Source organism: Pseudomonas sp. Pc102 (assembly GCF_018408275.1).
Taxonomy (GTDB): Bacteria; Pseudomonadota; Gammaproteobacteria; order Pseudomonadales; family Pseudomonadaceae; genus Metapseudomonas; species Metapseudomonas tohonis.
Window position 1 is genome coordinate 2,592,807 of sequence record NZ_AP021905.1, and the last position, 18,429, is coordinate 2,611,235.

Here is an 18,429-nt window from a genome sequence, read left to right on the forward strand (position 1 = left end):
GCAGTGGCCTGGGCAATTTGCAAGGCGGTGCCTGCGCCAGCTGTCGTGGGTGCGATGCAAAGGCTCAAGAGCGGTGTCTGTGGAGCGATGCTGGGCTTCCGGAACACCCACCGCATGGGTTTCGCTTCGCTCTACGCCATCCTACGGGAGGTCGGGCGGACGCCGCCGTGTGCAGCGCCGCCAGGCTTATTCGGGCGGGCGTGGCGTTTCCACCAACTGCGGCTGCAGCAACTCGGCGATGCGCTCGCGCACGCTCTGCTCGGGTTCGCGGTCGAGGGTGCGTCGCAGCAGTTGCAGGGTGTCGGCCGGCCACTGGTTGCGGCCCCAGGCGGCGAGGGTCTTGAGCGCCATGTGGCGGTTGCGCACCACCGGGCTGGCGAGGCCGGTGGTGACCAGGTCCCAGCCCTGCACGGGGAAGCGGCCGAGGTCCTGGAGGATGAAGTCCAGTGCGCTGTGCTGGCGGTATTCCGGGCCCAGGCCGAGGGCGCTGCCGGGGCCGCTGGCGATGTGCGCCAGGTCCAGCTGCTGGCGTGCCAGTTCGATGACCCGGCTGGCCCGTTGCGGGTCGGTGGTCTGCATCAGTTGATACCAGGCCGAGGAGCGCTGGCTGCTCTGGCGTTCGAACCAGGCGTCCCAGGGGTCGATGTCCAGGTGGCCGGCGGCGGTGGCGGCGAGCCAGAAGAGGCGTTCCTCGTCCTCGCCCAGGCCCTGGTGCACCAGTTGCGGCCACTGCGGATTCTCGCGGATGGCGTCGGCACGGCGGGCGATGTCCTCGCGGCAGGCCTCGGTCCACCCGTGACGGGCGAGCTGCTCCCAGTCCTGGTGCGGGTCGCGGGCGAAGTCGCGGATGCCCTCGACCACCAGGAAGTGCCCGAGGTGCCGTGGCGGCCGGCGAGCCAGGTGGTCGAGCAGGTGCAACACCGCCTCGGCGCCGTCGGCGTAGTCGTTGATGTCCTGGGCAGGGCCGCCGTTGATCAGCGCCTCGATCATTTCCACGGCGCCGTCGAGCAGGCCGTCGTCCACATCCTGGCCGCTCAGCGCTGCCAGCAGGTTGCCGCCCACGGCGCAGGGGTAGGCCAGGTATTCCACCATCACCGAGTTCTGGTAGCCCTCGCGCAGCAGCCAGTCCTGCACGGCGGGCGAGGGGGTCTGGGCAAGGCGCTCCACCAGGTGGATGCGACCCCAGCCCCTGACCTTGCGGGCCAGCGCCCACCAGGCGCGCTCGCGCTCGGGTGGCGCCAGGGTGTTGCCCAGGGCAATGGTGGCGAAGAGGGTGAATTCCTCGTGCTGGCCGAAGGTCATGAACAGCTCGCGCTGGCTGCCGCTGTCGAGCACGCCGAGCAGGGCCAGGGCGAACTTCACCGCGCCGCGGTCGGGGCTGCTGCGCGCCAGCCACAGGGCCAGCGCATGGAGTCGCGCGCGGGGCAGGCCGGGGCGCTGCTGCAGGCGTTCGACCAGTTGATCGATGAAGCCGAGCACGCTGCCGTCGGCCACCATTTGGTAGAGGCGGGCCATGTTTCGGGTCGGATCGTCGAGGGTGGCGAGCAGGGCAGCCATCACCTCGTCGGCGGTGTCGACATCGTCGGCAGAGGCGTGGTGGCCGAGCACGCCATCGAGGGCGCCCGGGGCCCAGCGCAGTTCGTTGCCGGTGGCGGTCGGGGCTTCGTCGGGCAGGGTGATCTCGCTGTCCGGCAGGCCGCCGGGGGCCTCGGCGAAGGCGGCGAGGAAGCCATGCAGGCTTGGGCGCTCGATGGCCCAGGGGATGGGATACCCCTGGGTCTGGCCCTTGTCGTCCCTGACGATGCGGAAGAAGGTGGCGATCCAGTTTTTCATCGGTGCGGCGACAACGGCGGGAAAGCGCTCCTGTTTACCGCAACGGCCGGCGTGCGGCAATCGTGGCGCTTCAGGAGCACGACGCAGTCGACGTGGTCAGGTCGAACGGCGGCTGCGGGCCTCGTGGAGGATGCGTTGTAGCTCGGCCACCAGCGCTGCCTGGCAGCGCTCCAGGCGGGGCGCGTCGATGCCGGCCTGGCGCAGGGCGTCGCAGGCGCGCATGAGGCCCGGGGCGTCGATGGTGCAGGCGAGGCCGGAGAGGCGGTGGGCGCACTGGGCGATGAGGTCCGGCCGGTTGCTGGCCAGCGGCGTGGCGAGGCGCTGCAGTTCGTTTTCCAGGTTGCGCTCGAGTTCCGCCAGCAGGCGCTCCATCAGGCTGTGGTCGAGACGTTCCAGGTGGCAGAGGTCGAAAGCCATGGCCGGTACCGGCGACGCGACGGGGCTGCGCCCGGCGAGGGCGGCGGCCAGGCGCTCCAGGGTCACGGGCTTGATCAGCAACTCGTCCATGCCTGCCTCGCGGCAGCGCTCCGCTTCGTCGGCCAGGGCGCTGGCGCTGTAGCCGATGATGCGCCGGGGAGCACGTCCGCTCTCGCTTTCCAGGCGGCGCACCGCGCGGGCCAGGGCGTAGCCGTCCATGCCCGGCATGTTGCAGTCGGTGATCAGCAGGTCGAATTCGTCCTCGGCCCAGGCGGCGAGCGCGCAGGCGCCATCGGTGAGCACGCGGGCGCGGTGGCCGAGGCTGGCCAGCTGCTGCTCCAGCACCAGGGCGTTGATGGACAGGTCGTCGACCACCAGCACACGCAGGGGCTGGGTGTCGGTGCGGGCCGAGGCGGGCGCGTTGCGGTACGCGGCGGAGGGCGCGGGGCGCCAGTCGAGGTTCATCTCCAGGGTGACGCTGCAGCCCCGGCCGGGCTCGCTTTCCAGGCTGATGCGCCCGCCCATCAGGTGCACCAGCTCGCGGCAGATGTGCAGGCCGAGCCCGGAGCCGCCGTGCAGTTGCGCGACCTCGGCGTCGGCCTGGCGGTAGGGCTCGAAGACCCGTGCCTGCACGCCGCGGGGGATGCCGATGCCGTCGTCGCTCACGCTCAGGGTGAGCAGGCTGCTGGTCGGGCCCGTGTCGCGCAGGCGGCCGGCCAGGCTGACGGTGCCGTGGCCGCTGAACTTCACGGCGTTGGCCAGCAGGTTGTGCAGCACCTGGCGCAGGCGCAGGGGGTCGACGCGGTACAGCCGGTGCGCCGGCAAGGCGCAATCCAGTTGCAGCGCCAGGCCCTTTTCGCGGGCGCGGGCGGCGAACAGCTCCAGGCTCTCGCGCAACAGCGCGGCCAGGTCCACGGGGCGGGGCGCCAGTTGCATGCGACCGCTCTCGATGCGGTCGAGGTCGAGGATGTCGCCCACCAGGTCGATCATGGCGTCGGCGGACTGCCGGGCGATGCGCAGGTTCTCCGAGCCCGGCCGGGCGCGGCTCTCCAGCTCCAGCAGGCCGACCAGGGCGTTGAGCGGGGTGCGCAACTCGTGGCTCATGGTGGCGAGGAAACGGCTCTTGGCCGCGCTGGCGTCCAGGGCCTGGCGCTGGGCGTCGCGCAGGCGGGTTTCCAGTTCCTTGCGGTCGCTGATGTCGATCCAGCCGCCGAGTACGCCCAGCAGCTTGCCGCGGGCGCTGTAGAAGGGCACCTGCCACTGGTAGAGGTGGCGCGGGCGGCCGTTTTCCTCGGTGCAGCTGTCGAAGAAGCGTGGCTGGCGGCTTTCCAGCACTTCCTGCAGGCGGCTCTCGAGGGCGTCGGCCAGCGCCAGGCACATGCCCTGCTGGCGTGGCGTGGTGCCGCGCATCTCGTCGAGGGAGCTGGCGAAGAACTGCTCGTAGGCCCGGTTGCAACTGCTCAGGCGGCCTTCGAGGTCGCGCACGTAGAGGGGCGTCGGCTGGCCGTTGAGCAGCGAGAACTGGAAGGCCAGCTGGTCGCTCAGCTGGCATTGCGCGGCGCGGCGCTGGTGGATCTGGCGTTGCAGGCGCCAGTTCCACAAAAGCGAGAGGATCACCACCACCGCCACCAGCACCAGCAGATGCCAGAAGGTCTGCGGCAGGTCGCGCCAGTCGATGTCCGAACGCTCCAGCGTCTCCAGCAGGCTCAGGCCGTCGTCGAACAGGGTGACACCGTAGTCGGGCCCTGACGAGGTGTCGGTCAGGCCGAGGCAGCCGCCGAGGCGTCCCCCTGGCCCGGGCTCGCAGGGGACGAGGTCGGCGATGCGCAGCGGGCAGCTCAAGGCCGCTTCGGCTGGGGCATGGATACCGGCGCCGGAGAGCAGGCCCAGCAGCAGGAGGAGGCGGAGGGAGAAGGTCATGGGCAGTCCTCAGGCCAGGCCGTTTTCCTGGATGTAGAGGTACAGCGCGGCGTTGGTGTCGAGGCCGAGCTTGCGCATGGCGCTGGTCTTCTGTGCGCTGATGGTCTGCTTGCTGCGGCAGAGGCGCTGGGCGATCTCGTTGATGGCCAGGCCGCTGCCGTACAGGCGCAGCACCTCCACCTCGCGCGGGGAGAGTTCGTCGATCTGCGCCAGGGGCTTGCCATGGGCGGCTTCGCCGAGCTGCATCAGGCGCTGCAGGGAGCCGGAAACGAACGGGCGCCTGGTGCTGGCGCCAAGGGCGCGAGGCAGGTCGGCCAGCAACCCGCGCTTGCTCACCAGGCCCTGGATGCCGAGCTTGAGCAGCGAGGCGGCGAGGGCCGGGTTGTCGAGCATGGTGACGACGATGATCGCCAGTTGCGGGTAGCGACGACGCAGTTGCTCGATCAGTCGCAGGCCGTCCGCCTGGCGGCTGTCCGGCATCATCAGGTCGGTGACCAGCAGCTCGCAGGGGCGGGCGGCGAGCTGTTCGAGCAGGCCGTCGGCGCTGTGGGCCTCGCCGACGATCTGCAGCGAGCTCTCACGGCTCAGCACGGCACGCAGGCCGATCAGGGTGATGGGGTGGTCGTCGACTATCAGGGTTCGTCTGTGCATCTGCTACCAGGGCTCGCGGAATCGGTACGGCGCACATGGTAGGGATGGCGGGAACGCGGGTATCGCGACCCGCGTGCAGTTCGGTAGGAATCGGATCAATCCGACATTTGTCGTCGGGCGCTTCCCACCGAGTGCCTGAAGTCTTACGGAAAAGCCTCGGGTGCCGGGAAATGGATGACACCCATGGCTGTAGGCAAGCCGCTACTGGACCTGCTGGCGGGGCGGCTGGATGGCACTGTCGAGTGCCGCGATCATCGAACCCACCAGGCCCGGTTGCTGCTTTTCGGCGTTCTGCAGGATGGGCGCGAGGCTGGCGATGCGCTCGGCGGCGGGGCCGCTGCCACGGTTGGCGGCGACGGCGAACCAGGTGTACGACTCCAGCTCCGGCTGGGTGGAGGGGTACTCGCCGCTGAGCAGTTTCTCGGCGTAGAGCACCATGGCGTCGAGGTCGCCGGAGAGGGCGGCGAGCTTGGTGGCTTCGGCGGCGGCCTCGTTCTCGGCGGGCTCGGCGTTCAGCGCGATGGCGGTGGCGTCGCGCTCGGTCGGTGCGGCGATGCTTGGCGCCAGGCACGGCAGCGGTTCGTGGGCCTGGGCCACCGAGGTTTCGATCGGCTGGCCCTGCTGCTGGCGCAGGGCGAGCTGGTAGAGCGGGGCGGAGACGCTGTCGCCGGCGTCGCTGGCCACCTTGAGCAGCGCCAGGCCGCGCTGCGGGTCGTTCAGGTAGGGCTCGCAGGTGTTGAGGTAGAGCAGGCTGATTTCACGCAGGGCGCGGTCGCTGGTGCGCGCGGCCTTCTCCATCAGGCGGGTGCCGTATTCCACGTCCTGCTGCACCCCGGTGCCGCGCAGGTAGTTCCAGGCCAGCACGCGGCTGGCCTCGGCGCTGCCCAGGGCGTCGGCCTGGCTCAGGTGGTCCAGCGCAGCGGCCTGGTCGGCGGGTACGCCTTCACCGGTCAGGTAGTGGCGGGCCAGCTCGTAGTGGGCGCGGGCGTTGCCGGCGTCGGCGGCCTCGTGGAGGCGGGCCAGCAGGGTTTCGGTGTCGCCGATCTCTTCGGCGACCATGGCCTGGGCGAGGATTTCCCGGGCCGGTTCCGGGCGCGGCTCGATGTTGCGCGTGCTGCCCTTCACGTCGTCCGGGTCTTCGGCGACCCACACCATCGGCGCTTCATAGCTGGGCACGCCGTACACCGGGTTCTCCGGCGGCAGCGGGCGGTTGCGCGTGGCGACGACGGGCTTGGCCTTGAGTGGCTGGAAGCCGGAACTGCAACCGGCACAGAGCGCGGCGGCGAGCAGGAGGAGGGCGAAACGCATCTTCATGGGAACGTAGGGAGCCTTGAAACCATTGCGGGAGACGGGTCGGAGGCTGCATAGCATTCCAGAGTGCGGCGCCCGATCCAAGCCGCAGGCGGGAATTGACGGTGCCGTACGTCAGGCTGGCGAAGCGGGCGCCTTCTCCGTAGGAGCGGCTTCAGCCGCGAAAGGCCCGCAGCCGGGTTGCGAGTGACGGATGCCCCAACGCGAATGAATTCGCTCCCACAAAGAGCTTCGCGAGCAGAGCTCGCTCCTACGGGTTGTGCCTTGGTGTGGGTTGTCGGGTTGCACCCGACCTACAGGCGGCACCAACGGTGCGATGTACGGCCTCGCGGCGGGCTTTACTCGTAGGAGCGGCTTCAGCCGCGAGAGACCCGCAGCCGGCAGTGGGACGTGAGTGGCGGATGCCCCATCGCGAATGAATTCGCTCCCACGGGAGAGCAGCCGAACGTAGCCCGGGCTCCAGCTGGGGCTGCTCGGTGTCAGGCGCCGAGCATCCCCGCGCGGGTCGAGGGGTTGAGCATCGCCCGCAGGCGCGGGTCTTCGGTGTCGATGGAGACCAGGTCGAGGCCACGCTTGCGCAGTTCCTCTTCCTGCTGGATGGCGGCCAGCTCGGTCATGCGCTGGGCGATCTGCTTCTCGATCTGCTCCTGCTTCTCGGGCGGCATGGCGTCGATGTCTTCCTCGGTCAGGCCCATCTCCTTGAGGATCTTGTCGCGCATCTTCTCGCCGGCGGACTTGTCCATGTAGTCGTGGAATTCCTGGGCGGCGGCGCTGCGGGCGGGCTTGTCGACACTGGCGGCGGCTGCGCCGGCATCGGCGTAGACGTCATCGGTGGTCTGGTTGCCGGCCGCTGCGGCGGTGCCGCCTTGCAGGTTCACGCGCATGCGGGCGAAGGCTTCGTCGTAGGCGGCGTCGCGTTGCGCGGCGGCCTGGTCGACCCTGGGCGCGGCCTTGGCCTGGTTCGGCTGTGGGGTGGCGGTCGGCTGCGTGGTCTGCGGGGGGACCGGGCGCCCGTCGCCGTAACGCACGAGCTTGAGCGTGTGCGTCATGTCCTGCAGCTTGGAGCGGTCGAGGCCACCGAGGCCGGTGCTGAAGAGGCTCATGCTGAATCCATCCATAGGAAGTCCTTGTGCCCGCTGGCTGAGCAAGGCCTGTGCCAGCAGCCGGAACGCCCGTGCCAGGGCCTTTCGCTGCCAGGCGGGCGGGTGCCGGGCGGCAAGCGGTTGCCGCCCGTGACCGTCGTCTTGCCGTCGTCTTGCCGCAACCTTGTAGACTGCCGGCCGGTTCGCAAACGGAGCGGGAGGGGTATGGACGGTTTATCGCCACTGGCGGCCTACCGGCACGCGGTGGATGACCTTGGGTTCGCGCCGGATGCCGCGCAGCTGCACGCCGCCACCTTGCTGGAGCAGTGCCAGCAGGCCCTGCACGAGGGGGCCGGCGCCATCGGCGGGGTGTACCTCTGGGGCCCGGTCGGGCGCGGCAAGACCTGGCTGCTGGACCGCTTCCACCAGGGGCTGCGGGTGCCCGCACGGCGTCTGCACTTCCACCACTTCATGCGCTGGGTGCACCGCCGCCTGTTCGCCCTGACCGGCACCGCCGACCCGCTGCGCGCCCTGGCCCGCGAGTTGGCGCTGGAGGTGCGGGTGCTGTGCTTCGACGAGCTGTTCGTCAGCGACATCGGCGACGCGATCCTCCTCGGCGGCCTGCTGCAGGTGATGTTCGAGGAGGGCGTGGTGCTGGTCGCCACCTCCAACCAGCCGCCGACGCAGCTGTATGCGGACGGTTTCAACCGCCAGCGCTTCATCCCCGCGATCGAGGCGATCGCGCGGCACATGCAGGTGGTGGCGGTCGATGGCGGGCAGGACCACCGCCTGCACCCCGGCGCCGCGCAGCCGCGCTACTGGGTGATAGAGCCGGGCCGCCCGAGCGTGCTGGCGGCGGTGTTCGCCGAGCTGGACGACGGCGCCGCCAGCCACGATCGCCCGTTGCACCTGGGCCATCGCGACATCCCCGTGCACCGCCAGGGCCCGGTGGCGCTCTGGTGCGACTATGCCGCGCTCTGCGAGGCGCCGCTGGCCGCCCTGGACTTCATCGCCCTGTGCGACCGTTTCGGCGCCATCCTCCTCGGCGCCGTGCCGCGCCTGGGGGCCGCGCGCCGCGAAGGGCGCATCGCCCGGGGCACCGAGGACGGCGCCGAGCGCGTGGCCGCCGGTGATCGCCAGCTGCCGCAGCTCTCGCCGCTGGACGATGGCGTGCGTCGCTTCATCGCCCTGGTGGATGAGTGCTACGACCGCCGCGTGCCCCTCTACATCGAGGCCGAGGTGCCGCTGGAGCAGCTCTACACCGAGGGTTGGCTGGAATTCCCCTTCCGCCGCACCCTGAGCCGCCTGCGCGAGATGCAACTGGCGCGTTTCGGCCGCGCCTGAGCCCGGCGCGCACGATGGGCGGTCCTTGAGGGGGCGCCGGCGCGGCCGCATATTGGCCGGCATGAAGCCGACTTCCCCTACCGCCGACATCGCCCTGGCCGATTTCCACCCGGCCGTGCGCGCCTGGTTCACCGGGCACTTCGCCGCACCCACCCCGGCCCAGGCCGAGGCCTGGCCGGCCATCCGCGCCGGTCGCTCGACCCTGGTGGCCGCGCCCACCGGCTCCGGCAAGACGCTCACCGCCTTCCTCGCCGCCATCGACGAGCTGGTGGAACAGGGCCTCGCCGAGGGCGGGCTGCCGGATGCCTGCTTCGTGGTCTACGTGTCGCCGCTCAAGGCGCTGTCCAACGACATCCGCATCAACCTCGACGAGCCCCTGGCCGGCATCCGCGCCGAGCTGCAGCGCCAGGGCCTGGGCGAGGTGGCGATCCGCACCGCGGTGCGCACCGGCGACACGCCCCAGGCCGAGCGCGACGCCATGCGCAAGCGCGCGCCGCACATCCTGGTGACCACGCCGGAATCCCTCTACGTGCTGCTCGGCTCCGAGTCCGGGCGCGCCATGCTCGGCAGCTGCCGCAGCCTGATCGTCGATGAGATCCACGCCATCGCCGGCAGCAAGCGCGGCAGCCACCTGGCGCTGAGCATGGAGCGCCTGGAAAGCCTGTGCGGCCGGCCGTTGCAGCGCATCGGCCTGTCCGCCACGCAGAAGCCCATCGAGGCGGTGGCGCGCTTCCTCGGCGGCACGCCTCGGGGGGCGAGTCCCGCGACTGCCTGATCGTCGACGTCGGCTACAGCCGCGAGCGCGACCTGGCCATCGAGGTGCCGCCGCTGCCGCTGGAGGCGGTGATGAGCAACGATGCCTGGGAGACCGTCTACGACCGTCTCGCCCGACTGGTGGCCGAGCACCGCACCACGCTGGTCTTCGTCAACACCCGGCGCCTGGCCGAGCGCGCCGCGCGGCACCTTTCCGAGCGCCTGGGCGAGGCCGCCGTCGCCGCCCACCACGGCAGCCTGGCCCGCGAGCTGCGCCTGGACGCCGAGCAGCGTCTGAAGCGTGGCGAGCTGCGGGTGCTGGTGGCCACCGCCTCCCTGGAGCTGGGCATCGACATCGGCGATGTCGAGCTGGTCTGCCAGTTGGGTTCGCCGCGCAGCATCGCTGCCTTCCTGCAACGCGTGGGGCGCTCCGGGCACAGCGTCGGCGGCACGCCGAAGGGGCGGCTGTTCCCCCAGTCGCGGGATGACCTGGTCGAATGCGCTGCACTGCTCGACTGCGTGCGCCGGGGCGAGCTGGACAGCCTGGTGATCCCGCGCCAGCCGCTGGACGTGCTGGCCCAGCAGATCGTCGCCGAGGTGGCCAACCAGGAGTGGGGCGAGGACGAGCTGTTCGCCCTGATGACCCGTGCCGCGCCCTATGCCGAACTACCCCGGGCAAGCTACGACGCCGTGCTGCGCATGCTCGGCGAGGGCTACAACGGCCGCAACGGCGTGCGCGGCGCCTACCTGCACCGCGATGCGGTCAACCGCCGCCTGCGCGGCCGGCGTTCGGCGCGGCTGGTGGCGCTGACCTCCGGCGGCACCATCCCCGATGCCGGTGACTACAACGTGCTGCTCGAACCCCAGGGCATGCAGGTGGGCACGGTGCACGAGGACTTCGCCGTGGAGAGCATCGCCGGCGACGTGTTCCAGCTGGGCAACCAGTCGTACCGCATCGTGCGCGTGGAGCCGGGGCGGGTGCGGGTGGAAGACGCCCGTGGCCAGCCGCCGAGCATTCCCTTCTGGCTCGGCGAGGCGCCGGGCCGCAGCGATGAGCTGTCCGCCGGGGTCTCGCGCCTGCGCGGGGAGATCGAGCGCCTGCTGGCCGCCGCCGACGGCGATCTGCAGCTGGCCATCGACTGGCTGACGGGCGAGCTGGGCCTGGGCGAGGCCGCCGCCCGCCAGATGGTCGAGTACCTGGCCCGCGCCCGGGCCGCCCTGGGGCGCCTGCCGACCCGCGACTGCCTGGTGATGGAGCGCTTCTTCGACGAGTCCGGCGGCATGCAACTGGTCATCCATTCGCCCCTGGGTAGCCGGGTCAACCGCGCCTGGGGCCTGGCGCTGCGCAAGCGCTTCTGTCGCAGCTTCAACTTCGAACTGCAGGCCGCCGCCACCGAGGACGCCCTGGTGCTGTCGCTGTCCACCAGCCACAGCTTTCCGCTGGACGAGGTGTGGCGCTACCTGCATTCCAACAGTGCCGAGCAGGTGCTGATCCAGGCGCTGCTGGACGCTCCGCTGTTCGGCGTGCGCTGGCGCTGGAACGCCACCAGCGCCCTGGCCCTGCCGCGTGCGTCGGGCGGGCGCAAGGTGGCGCCGCAGCTGCAACGCATGCGCAGCGAGGACCTGCTGGCCAGCGTTTTCCCCGACCAGGTGGCCTGCCAGGAGAACCTGGTGGGCGAGCGCGAGGTGCCGGACCACCCGCTGGTTGCACAGACCCTCGATGACTGCCTGCACGAGGCCATGGACGCCGAGGCCTGGCTCGACCTGCTGCGGCGCATGGAGAGCGGTGCCGTGGAGCGGGTGGCCCGCGACCTGCCGGCACCCTCGGCGCTGGCGGCGGAGATCCTCGGTGCGCGGCCCTATGCCTTCCTCGACGATGCGCCGCTGGAGGAACGCCGCACCCAGGCCGTGCAGAACCGCCGCTGGACCGACCCCGAGTCCAGCGACGACCTCGGTGCCCTGGACGTCGAGGCCATCGCCGCCGTCGCCGAGGAGGCCTGGCCCCAGGTGCGCGACGCCGACGAGATGCACGAGGCGCTGCTGGCGCTGGGTTGCATCACCCCGGCGGAGGTGGAGGCCAACAGCGGTTGGGCGGGCTGGTTGGCGCAACTGGGCCGGGCGCGTCGTGCCGCCTGCCTGCACCTGGAGGGCCGTCCCGCATTCTGGCTGGCCGCCGAGCGCCTGCCGCAGGTGCTGGCCCTGTACCCGCTGGGCTCGCTTGAGCCGGCGATCACCGCGCCGGCCGGGTTCGACACCTGCTGGGAAGCGGAGGCCGCCTTGCTGGAGCTGGTGCGCTCGCGCCTGGGCGGCTTCGGCCCGCTGACCCTGGCGCGCATCGCCGCCGACCTAGGCCAGGCACCGGGCGACATCGCCTTCGCCCTGGCCGCGCTGGAGCGTGAAGGGCACGTGCTGCGGGGCCGCTTCAGCCCCGGTGCGCGGGAGGAGGAATGGTGCGAGCGGCACCTGCTGGCGCGCATCCATCGCTACACCGTCAAGCGCCTGCGCCGGGAGATCGAGCCGGTGGAGCGGGCGGACTTCATGCGCTTCCTCTGCGACTGGCAGCACCTCTCCAGTGCCACCCGCATGCGCGGTGCCGAGGCGCTGGCCGGCGTGCTCGGCCTGCTGGAAGGCTTCCAGGCCGCTGCCGGTGCCTGGGAAGGCGAGTTGCTGCCGGCCCGCGTCGCCGACTACGGCATCAACTGGCTGGACGACCTGTGCCGTTCCGGGCGCATCGCCTGGAGTCGACTCGCCGCCCCGGCACGGGCCGCCGGCGGGCCGTTGCGCAGCACGCCTATCCTGCTGCTGCCGCGCAAGAGCCAGGGGCTCTGGCGTGCCTGCGTGGGCACGGCGGTGGTCGCCGAGCCCTCGCCCCGTGCCGAACGGGTGCGCGAGGTGCTGGCGGGGCAGGGCGCCCTGTTCTTCGACGAGTTGCTGGAGGAGACCCGCCTGCTGCGCAGCGAACTGGAGGATTGCCTCGGCGAACTGGTGGCCCTGGGCCTGGCCAGCGCCGACAGCTTCGCCGGCCTGCGTTCGCTGCTGATGCCCGCAGCCCGGCGCAGCCGTACCGACCGCCGCGCGCGCCTGGCGCTGGCCAGCATGCAGGACGCCGGTCGCTGGTCGCTGCTGCGTGGGCGCGGCGAGGACAATCGCCCCGGCCAGGTGCCGGCCGACGCCCTGGAACATGTCGCCCGGACCCTGCTGCGCCGCTATGGCGTGGTCTGCTGGCGCCTGCTGGAACGCGAGGCGGACTGGCTGCCGAGCTGGCGCGAGCTGCTGCGTGTCTATCACCGCCTGGAAGCGCGCGGGGAGATTCGTGGCGGGCGCTTCGTCGCCGGCGTGGCGGGCGAGCAGTTCGCCCTGCCCGAAGCCGTCGGCCTGCTGCGCGAGGTGCGCAAACGGCCGCTTTCGGGGGAGCTGGTCAGCCTCAGCGCCTGCGACCCGCTGAACCTGCAGGGCACCTTGCTGCCTGGCGCCAAGGTGCCCGCCGTGGCCGGCAACCGCCTGCTGCTGCGCGACGGCGTGCCGGTGGCGACCCTGGTGGCCGGCAAGTTCGCCCTGCTGCAGGAGACCGACGGCTTCACCGCCAGCCAGTGGCAGGCCGCGCTGATCCGCCAGCCGACCGCCAGCGCCCTGCAGGGCCATGGCGCCCGGCGGATGACGATGCGGCCCTGATCGTTGTTCTTTCCTTGTGGGAGCGGCTTCAGCCGCGAAAAGAACCGATGACGGCACGAGGCTGCGAGTGGGTCGGTCGCTCCATCGCGAATGAATTCGCTCCCACGGGGGAGCCTCAGCGGGCCTGCGTAGGTTAGCGCCGGCAGGCGGCCCCTGTGGGAGCGGCTTCAGCCGCGAAAAGACCCGATGACGGCACGAGGCTGCGAGTGGGTCGGGCGCTCCATCGCGAATGAATTCGCTCCCACGGGGAGTCTCTGCAGGCCTGCGTAGGCTGGCGTCGGCAGGCGGCCCCTGTGGGAGCGGCTTCAGCCGCGAAAAGACCCGAGATAGGCACCAGGCTGCGAGCGGGTCGGTGCTCCATCGCGAATGAATTCGCTCCCACGGGGGGCTCTGCGGAGCTGCGTAGGTTGACGCCGAGCGCCTTGTAGGAGCGGCTTCAGCCGCGAAGACCGAAGCCGGCACCAGGCTGCGAGCGGGTCGGGCGCTCCATCGCGAATGAATTCGCTCCCACGGGCTTGCGCTATCGGACAGGCGCCAATGTTTCGTCTCGGCTTATTCGGAATTTTCATCGAGGTTTTTCAGAAGTTACCGCTTGATCCGGGCCTGATCTTTTCCGGCGGCAGCTATGCTCCTTTTGGGCTCGTTCGAGGAGTAAGAGCAATGGATTTCTTCGCCACCCCCGCTTCGCCCCCGTCACCGTCTCCCGCCAGCCGGCCCGTGCCGCCCTGGTGCGTGCTGGTGGTCGACGACGACCCGGAGGTCCATGCCGTGACGCGACTGGCGTTGCGCGGTTTCGAGTTCCAGCAGCGGCCCCTGGAGCTGCTTTCGGCCTATTCGGCGGCTCAGGCGCAGGAGACCTTCCGCCAGCGCGACGATATCGCCCTGGCCCTGGTGGATGTGGTGATGGAGTCCGAGCACGCCGGGCTGGACCTGGTGCGCTACCTGCGCGAGGCCTGCGGCAACCGCATGACGCGCCTGGTGCTGCGCACCGGCCAGGCCGGGCAGGCGCCGGAGGACCAGGTGATCCGCGAGTACGAGGTGGACGACTACAAGGAAAAGACCGAGCTCACCACCCAGAAGCTGCGCACCCTGCTGTATTCCATGCTCCGCGCCTACCGGGACCTGGGGGTGATCGACGCCCAGCGCAAGGGCCTGAGCAATGTGCTGGAGGCCTGCGCCCAGGTGCAGAACGCCGCCACGCTGAAGCTGTTCTCCTCCACGGTGCTGGAACAACTGACCTCGCTGCTGTGCCTCGGGGATTCCGCGCTCTACTGCCTGATCCGCACCGACGACCACGAGCCGCAGACCCGCACCCTGGCGGCCACCGGCGAGTTCGTCCACTACGAGGCGAATGCGGCGCTGGACAACCTGCCGGCGGAGGTGGCCCGCCGCTTCGACCAGGTTCTGGCGCAGGGCGCCTCGCAGCATTTCGACGACGCCTACGTGCTGTACCGGCGCAATGACCGCGGCGTCGCCAGCCTGCTCTATGTCACCCACATCGAGCCGCTCAGCACGCTGGACCGTCAATTGCTGGAAATCTACGTGCGCAGCGTGGCGATCACCTTCGAGAACATCCACCTGATGGAGGACCTGCAGGCCACCTCCAAGGAGCTGGTCTACACCCTGGCCAACGCGGTGGAAGCCCGCAGCAAGGAGACCGGCGCCCATGTGCAGCGGGTGGCGCTGTTCAGCGAACTGCTGGCGCGCCTGCACGGCCTGCCCGAGCGCGAGGTGCAGCTCATCCAGCACGCATCGCCCCTGCATGACATCGGCAAGGTGGCGATCCCCGACGCCATCCTGCACAAGCCCGGCAAGCTGGACGATGAGGAGTGGGCGCTGATGAAGAAGCACGTCGACTACGGCGTGGCCATCCTCCAGCGCTCGCGCCGCGAGCTGATGCGCGTCGGCGCGCTGATCGCCGGCAGCCACCACGAGCGCTGGGACGGCCGCGGCTACCCGGGCGGGCTGGCCGGCGATGCGATCCCCCTGTGCGGGCGTATCGTTGCCCTGGCGGATGTGTTCGATGCCCTCGGGTCCAGGCGCAGCTACAAGGAACCCTGGACGCCGGAGCAGGTGTTGGAGCTGGTCCGTGCCGAGCGGGGCGCCCACTTCGACCCGCACCTGGTCGACCTGCTGGTGGACAATCACGACGAATTCCTGGCCATCCGCGAGCGCTACCCGGACGAGCCGCATCCATGAATGCGGCGCCCGTGCGCATCGGCCGCAGCCTGTCCTCCAGCCTGGTCCGCATCAACCTCCTGTGCGCCTGCCTGCTCGGGCTGGCCATCAGCGTGGTGCAGGTCGGCCTCGACTACTACCGTGCCCGCGAGCAGCCGGAGGAGGACATGGAAGCGCTGTTCAGCCTGATCCGCGAGCCGGTCACGGCGGTGGTCTTCAGTCTCGACCCACGCACCGCCGGCGACCTGCTCAGCGGCATGCTCAAGCAGCCGGCACTGGCCTCGGCGCGCATCCTCCTGCCCGAGGGACGTGTCTTCGCCGAGCACAGCCGCGAGCTGCGCGAGCAGGGCGGGCGGCGCCTCAATGACCTGTTGTTCGGCGCCACCCGCCACTACGCCTGGCCGTTGCAGGCGGACCTGCCCGGCGCCGGCCAGCGCGAGGAGCTGGGCACCCTGCAGGTGGAGGTGGACACCTACCGCTACGGGCACGACTTCCTCGACCGCGCCTGGGTGACCCTGCTGAGCAGCCTGTTCTATGCGCTGGCGATCTCCGCCATCCTGCTGCTGGTGTTCTACCTGCGGGTGACCCGGCCGCTGCGCAGCCTGATCCTGTCCATCGCCCGGGTGGATATCGACGCCCCGGAAGACACCCGCCTGCGGGAGCCCGCCGGCCATGCCGACAACGAGATCGGCGTGCTGGTGCGCTCGACCAACCAGCACCTGCAGGCCCTCGGCGACAACCTGCGCCAGGTGCGCGAGGCCGAGGGGCGCTTGCAGTTCCATTCCGAGCAGCTCGAATCCACGGTCGCCGAGCGCACCCGCGAGCTGTCGCGCAGCGTGCAGCAGCTGCAGGCGGCGCAGCGGCAGCTGATCGAGTCGGAGAAGCTGGCGGCCCTGGGCGGGCTGGTGGCGGGCGTGGCCCACGAGGTGAACACGCCGCTGGGCATCGCGGTGACCGCCTCCTCGGTGCTGTCCGAGGCGCTGGCGGACCTGCGCACGCAGTTCCAGGCGCAGACCCTGACCAGCGAGAGTTTCCAGGCGCTGCTGGAGCTGGCCCAGGACAGCAACGCCATGCTGGCCAGCAACATCGCGCGGGCAGCCAAGCTGATTAGCGACTTCAAGCAGACCGCCGTGGACCAGGTGTCCGAGGCGCGGTGCGAGTTCGAGGTGCAGCAGGCACTGGATGCACTGATCGCCAGCCTGCACCCGGAGACGCGCAAGGTGCCGGTGACCGTGGAGCTGGACTGCGAGAGCGGCCTGCACATGCGCAGCCTGCCTGGGGTGCTGACCCAGGTGGTGGCCAACCTGATCATCAACAGCGTGCGCCATGCCTTCGCCGACACCCCCGAGGCTCGCATCACGCTGCGCATACGCAGCCAGGGAGAGGGCGTCGAGCTGGACTATCGTGACAATGGCTGCGGCGTACCGGCGGCGTTGCACGAGCGGATCTTCGAGCCCTTCTTCACCACCCGCCGCGGCACGGGGGGCACCGGGCTGGGCCTGAACATCGTCTACAACCTGGTCACCCGCAAGCTCCAGGGGCGCCTGGAGTTCCACTCCGAAGAGGGTGCCGGGGTGCATTTCCTGCTCTGGCTGCCGCGCCGGCTGGAGTCCGCCGAGCCGGCCTGAAACGCATCTGCCATCCGGAGGTGTCTCGATGAAATCGATGGCTGTCGTGGTGCTGCTGGCCTGGCTGCTGCCGGGGCTCGCCAGCGCCGAACGCGTGACCCTCGCCGCCGAGGACGACTGGGCACCCTATTCGGTCATCGGCCAGGACGGCTCCTCGCCGCAGGGCTTCGCCGTCGACCTGGTGCGTGCCGCCTTCGCCACCCAGGGCGTGGAGGTGGACTTTCTCACCGTGCCCTTTTCCCGTTGCCTGTTCTATGCCCAGGGCACGCGGGCGGTGGGCTGTTTCGACGTGACCATCACCGAGGCCAATCGCGAGCAGTACATCTGGCACCCGACCCCCCTGTTCGAGGAGGGCCTGGCGATCTTCGGCCGTGCCGATGATCCGCACACCGGCATGGGCGCCAAGGACCTGGCCGGCAAGCTGGTGGGCATCACCAACGGCTACACCTACCCGACCTCCTTCATGGAGGACCCGGCCATCCGCCGCCACAGCGCCAACTCCGACAGCCAACTGCTGCAGATGCTGGTGGCCGGGCGCCTGGACTACATCCTGCTCAACACCATGCCCGGCTACATGCGCATCGAGCAGGACCCCGACCTGCGCGGCAAGGTGAAGCTCACCGGGGTGCTGCAGACCGATGGCTTCTGGGTGGCGTTCTCCAAGGCCCATCCCGACGGTGCGCGCATGGCCGTGATTTTCGAGAAGGGCCTGCAGGCGCTGCACAAGAGCGGGCGCTACGCGAGCATGACGGCGGAGTTCCGCAAGCGTTATGGGCAGTGAGGGGCCCCGTTCAATGGGCCCCCGCGTTCGCGGGGGTGACGAGGTCGCCAATACCGTGTCGCGGCCGTTTCCTCGTGGAGCGGCTTCAGCCGCGAAAGATCCGCCGCCGGCACGAGGCGGCGAGCGGCCTGACATTGCATCGCGAATGAATTCGCTCCTACGGCGTGCGGACGTCGGGTGGGGGATTTCGTGGTGGCGGCGGGCTCGCTAGACTGGCGGCTCCTTCCCGCATCGATGGCCGACCCCATGGCAATGCACACCTGGCTGATCTACCTGCTGGCCGTTCTCGGGCTTTCGCTCACGCCCGGGCCGAATGCCTTGCTGGCGCTGTCCCACGGGGCGTTGCACGGGCACCGTCGGACGCTGTTCACCATCGCCGGGGGCGCGTTGGGGTTCGTGCTGATCATGGCGCTGTCGATGTTCGGCATCGGCGCGCTGCTCAAGGCGTCGGCCGAGGCGCTGACGGTGCTGAAGATCGCCGGCGGCCTGTACCTGATCTGGCTCGGCATCCAGCTCTGGCGTTCGCCGCCGGTGCAGGTCTCGACCGCCGGTGAAGCCGGGCGCCGCAGCGGCGCCAGCCTGTTCCGCCAGGGGATGCTGTCGGCGGTCTCGAACCCCAAGGTGATCCTGTTCTTCGGCGCCTTCCTTTCGCAGTTCCTCGACCCGGGCAAGCCGCTGTGGCTGCAGTTTTTGGTGATGACCCTGACCTTCGTGGGGATCGAGGCGCTGGTGGAGTACCTGCTGGCGCGCCTGGCCCACCGCGTGCGGCCCTGGCTCGCGCGCAGCGGCAAGGGCTTCAACCGCTGCTGCGGCGCGCTGTTCGGCGCCGCGGGCCTGGCCCTGCCGCTGACCCGCTGAG

Annotated in this window: 10 protein-coding genes and 1 pseudogene; 6 read left to right on the forward strand and 5 right to left on the reverse strand. The window is 70.5% G+C overall.

All coding sequences use genetic code 11. The features are described 5' to 3' along the window. Positions 1–186: 186 nt before the first annotated feature. The 5 genes from PHLH3_RS12100 to PHLH3_RS12120 form a co-directional block, all read right to left on the reverse strand. A complete protein-coding gene (locus PHLH3_RS12100) occupies positions 187–1,833 on the reverse strand; it encodes a hypothetical protein (protein WP_213629448.1) in 1,647 nt (548 codons plus the stop codon). A gap of 96 nt (positions 1,834–1,929) precedes the next feature. After that, positions 1,930–4,170 (reverse strand): ATP-binding protein, encoded by a 2,241-nt coding sequence (locus tag PHLH3_RS12105; protein WP_213629450.1) that lies wholly within the window; start codon positions 4,168–4,170, stop codon positions 1,930–1,932. A 9-nt stretch (positions 4,171–4,179) separates the two neighbouring features. Continuing rightward, positions 4,180–4,821, reverse strand: coding sequence for a response regulator (locus PHLH3_RS12110; RefSeq protein ID WP_213629452.1), 642 nt, complete (start codon positions 4,819–4,821; stop codon positions 4,180–4,182). A gap of 201 nt (positions 4,822–5,022) precedes the next feature. Next, positions 5,023–6,135 carry an SEL1-like repeat protein gene (locus tag PHLH3_RS12115; protein ID WP_213629454.1) on the reverse strand — a complete coding sequence of 371 codons (1,113 nt, stop codon included), beginning with the start codon at positions 6,133–6,135 and terminating at the stop codon, positions 5,023–5,025. A gap of 476 nt (positions 6,136–6,611) precedes the next feature. Next, entirely contained in the window at positions 6,612–7,235 is a 624-nt protein-coding gene (locus PHLH3_RS12120; RefSeq protein ID WP_213629456.1) for a hypothetical protein, read from the reverse strand. A 204-nt stretch (positions 7,236–7,439) separates the two neighbouring features. Between PHLH3_RS12120 and zapE the strand changes: the two genes are divergently transcribed. The 6 genes and pseudogenes from zapE (at position 7,440) to PHLH3_RS12150 (ending at position 18,428) form a co-directional block, all read left to right on the forward strand. Beyond that, a complete protein-coding gene (gene zapE / locus PHLH3_RS12125; RefSeq protein ID WP_213629458.1) occupies positions 7,440–8,558 on the forward strand; it encodes a cell division protein ZapE in 1,119 nt (372 codons plus the stop codon). A 61-nt stretch (positions 8,559–8,619) separates the two neighbouring features. Then, a pseudogene (locus tag PHLH3_RS12130) lies at positions 8,620–12,983 on the forward strand (DEAD/DEAH box helicase). A 660-nt stretch (positions 12,984–13,643) separates the two neighbouring features. Next, positions 13,644–15,182 (forward strand): DUF3369 domain-containing protein, encoded by a 1,539-nt coding sequence (locus PHLH3_RS12135; protein ID WP_213629460.1) that lies wholly within the window; start codon positions 13,644–13,646, stop codon positions 15,180–15,182. Then, on the forward strand, positions 15,179–16,789 hold the full coding sequence (locus PHLH3_RS12140; protein WP_213629462.1) for an ATP-binding protein: 1,611 nt from the start codon (positions 15,179–15,181) through the stop codon (positions 16,787–16,789). The genes PHLH3_RS12135 and PHLH3_RS12140 overlap by 4 nt, the downstream gene beginning before the upstream one ends. 28 nt (positions 16,790–16,817) lie before the next feature. Continuing rightward, positions 16,818–17,570, forward strand: coding sequence for a transporter substrate-binding domain-containing protein (locus PHLH3_RS12145; RefSeq protein ID WP_213629464.1), 753 nt, complete (start codon positions 16,818–16,820; stop codon positions 17,568–17,570). Positions 17,571–17,816: 246 nt separating this feature from the next. Then, on the forward strand, positions 17,817–18,428 hold the full coding sequence (locus PHLH3_RS12150) for a LysE family translocator (RefSeq protein ID WP_213629465.1): 612 nt from the start codon (positions 17,817–17,819) through the stop codon (positions 18,426–18,428). Position 18,429 lies beyond the last annotated feature (1 nt).

What these genes read in the sequence shown, in the direction of transcription:
- PHLH3_RS12100 (WP_213629448.1), bottom strand. Translation starts at nt 1,833, where the DNA reads ATGAAAAACTGGATCGCCACCTTCTTCCGCATCGTCAGGGACGACAAG.
- PHLH3_RS12105 (WP_213629450.1), bottom strand. Translation starts at nt 4,170, where the DNA reads ATGACCTTCTCCCTCCGCCTCCTCCTGCTGCTGGGCCTGCTCTCCGGC.
- PHLH3_RS12110 (WP_213629452.1), bottom strand. Translation starts at nt 4,821, where the DNA reads ATGCACAGACGAACCCTGATAGTCGACGACCACCCCATCACCCTGATC.
- PHLH3_RS12115 (WP_213629454.1), bottom strand. Translation starts at nt 6,135, where the DNA reads ATGAAGATGCGTTTCGCCCTCCTCCTGCTCGCCGCCGCGCTCTGTGCC.
- PHLH3_RS12120 (WP_213629456.1), bottom strand. Translation starts at nt 7,235, where the DNA reads ATGAGCCTCTTCAGCACCGGCCTCGGTGGCCTCGACCGCTCCAAGCTG.
- zapE (WP_213629458.1), top strand. Translation starts at nt 7,440, where the DNA reads ATGGACGGTTTATCGCCACTGGCGGCCTACCGGCACGCGGTGGATGAC.
- PHLH3_RS12135 (WP_213629460.1), top strand. Translation starts at nt 13,644, where the DNA reads ATGGATTTCTTCGCCACCCCCGCTTCGCCCCCGTCACCGTCTCCCGCC.
- PHLH3_RS12140 (WP_213629462.1), top strand. Translation starts at nt 15,179, where the DNA reads ATGAATGCGGCGCCCGTGCGCATCGGCCGCAGCCTGTCCTCCAGCCTG.
- PHLH3_RS12145 (WP_213629464.1), top strand. Translation starts at nt 16,818, where the DNA reads ATGAAATCGATGGCTGTCGTGGTGCTGCTGGCCTGGCTGCTGCCGGGG.
- PHLH3_RS12150 (WP_213629465.1), top strand. Translation starts at nt 17,817, where the DNA reads ATGGCAATGCACACCTGGCTGATCTACCTGCTGGCCGTTCTCGGGCTT.